Origin of the sequence: Staphylococcus simulans (assembly GCF_003043455.1) — a bacterium.
Taxonomy (GTDB): Bacteria; Bacillota; Bacilli; order Staphylococcales; family Staphylococcaceae; genus Staphylococcus; species Staphylococcus simulans_A.
Genome location: NZ_PZGG01000127.1, coordinates 1 through 2,111 on the forward strand (window position 1 = coordinate 1; position 2,111 = coordinate 2,111).

2 protein-coding genes are annotated in these 2,111 nt (G+C 33.5%); both read left to right on the plus strand.

What is annotated here, in order from left to right; all coding sequences use genetic code 11:
* The first annotated feature begins 53 nt into the window (after nucleotides 1-53).
* Complete coding sequence (locus BU038_RS12280; protein WP_070625724.1) at nucleotides 54-356, plus strand: PTS sugar transporter subunit IIB; 303 nt, start codon at nucleotides 54-56, stop codon at nucleotides 354-356.
* Nucleotides 357-405: 49 nt separating this feature from the next.
* Nucleotides 406-1,809 (plus strand): PTS galactitol transporter subunit IIC, encoded by a 1,404-nt coding sequence (locus BU038_RS12285; protein WP_107606249.1) that lies wholly within the window; start codon nucleotides 406-408, stop codon nucleotides 1,807-1,809.
* Nucleotides 1,810-2,111 lie beyond the last annotated feature (302 nt).

Consider the following 2,111-nt stretch of genomic DNA (forward strand, 5'->3'; position numbering starts at 1 on the left):
GACATCTATAACTACTTAGATAAAAATTTTAAATAATTAGGAGTGACTACATCATGATTAAAATTTTAGCAGCATGTGGCGCAGGTGTTAACTCTAGCCATCAAATTAAAGCAGCATTAGAAGAAGAATTAACAAAAAGAGGTTATCAAGTCAGCTGTGATGCAGTAATGATTAAAGATGTTAACGAAGACTTGTTAAGTGGCTATGATATTTTTGCTCAAATTGCAAATACTGATTTCAGCTTCCCTATTACAATTCCAGTTGTTGATGCAGGTGCTATCCTTTATCGTGTTCCAGCAATGGCAGAACCTGTTTATCAAGCAATGGAAGATGCGATTAAATCTATTCAAAAATAAGAATTTCATATTTTTAACCACTTAGAACAATCACCAAGGAGAGGATAAAATGAACTCGCTTATTGATTTAGCCAATACCATATTCAAACCTTTAATTGATTTAGGAGCTGCGCCATTAATGACTGTGATTCTTGCAATCATCACTTTCATTTTCACTAAAAAGCTTTCAAAATCTCTTGAAGGCGGTTTGAAATTAGGTATCGCTTTAACAGGTATCGGTGCAATCATCGGAATCTTAACAACAGCATTCTCACAAGCCATGACAGATTTCGTTGAACGTACTGGATTATCTCTTAGTATTACTGACGTAGGTTGGGCACCATTAGCAACTATCACTTGGGGTTCCCCTTACACTTTGTATTTCTTAGCAGTAATGGTTATCGTGAATATCGTTTTATTATTCATTAACCGTACTAATACTTTAGATGTTGATATTTTCAATATTTGGCATTTATCTATTGTAGGATTATTTGCGATTTACTGTGGAGCAAATTTATTTGTCGCAACGTTACTAGTTATCTTTATCGGTGTCATGAAAATTATTAACTCTGATTTAATGAAACCAACATTTAATGATTTATTAAATGTACCATCATCTAACCCTATGACATCTACTCATATGAACTATATGATGAACCCATTCTTGTTAATCATGGATAAAATCTTTGATAAAGTTTTCCCATGGTTAGACAAATATGATTTTGATGCTGCAAAACTGAACAACAAAATCGGTTTCTGGGGTTCTAAATTTGCCATTGGTTTATATTTAGGTGTATTTGTTGGTTTACTTGCCGGACAATCACCTACTCAAATCTTTGCTTTAGCATTTACTGCTGCTGTTGCATTAGAATTATTCTCATTAATCGGATCTTGGTTCATCGCATCTGTAGAACCTTTATCTCAAGGTATTTCAAACTTTGCTAACAGTAAATTAAAAGGCCGTCAATTAAACATCGGTTTAGACTGGCCATTCATTGCTGGTCGTGCAGAAATCTGGGCAGCGGCTAACGTGTTAGCTCCTATCATGTTATTAGAAGCTATGATTTTACCAGGAAATAAACTTTTACCATTAGGTGGTATTATCGCAATGGGTGTTACACCTGCATTACTTGTTATTACGCGTGGTAAATTATTGCGTATGATTATTATTGGCGCAATCGAATTACCATTATTCTTATGGGCAGGCACATTAATAGCTGAATTCGTAACTGAAACTGCTAAAAAAGCAGGTGCTTTCCCTAAAGGATTAAGCAGTGATACATTGATTTCACATACTACTATGGAAGGTCCACTAGAAAAATTCTTAAGTTATTTAGTCGGCCATGCAGTAAATGGTGGCGGTATGTTTATCGTGTATGCTATCGTTGCGCTTGCAATCTACTTACTTGCTTTCATCTGGTATGCATTTGAAATGAAAAAACGTAATAAAATTTACGAAGAACAAGGTAAATAATATAATAATCAAAATAAACGTCGGTGTTTAACATCGGCGTTTATTTATGACAAATATTTTAAAATTGTGAGATGTATTGTGGTATAAAACACATAATACATTGACATCTATCTATTCATTTACCTATACTTTAAGTGACCAGATAAATATTAAAATACTTACCAACGAAGAAGGAGCAACTTATGACTCAATTATTTTCAAAAGATAGCGTATTTGTATCAAATGCGGATAGTAAAGAAGCGGTATTAACAGAACTATCATAAGCATTATTCAAAGTACGTTATTTAAAAGATACTTTCTTA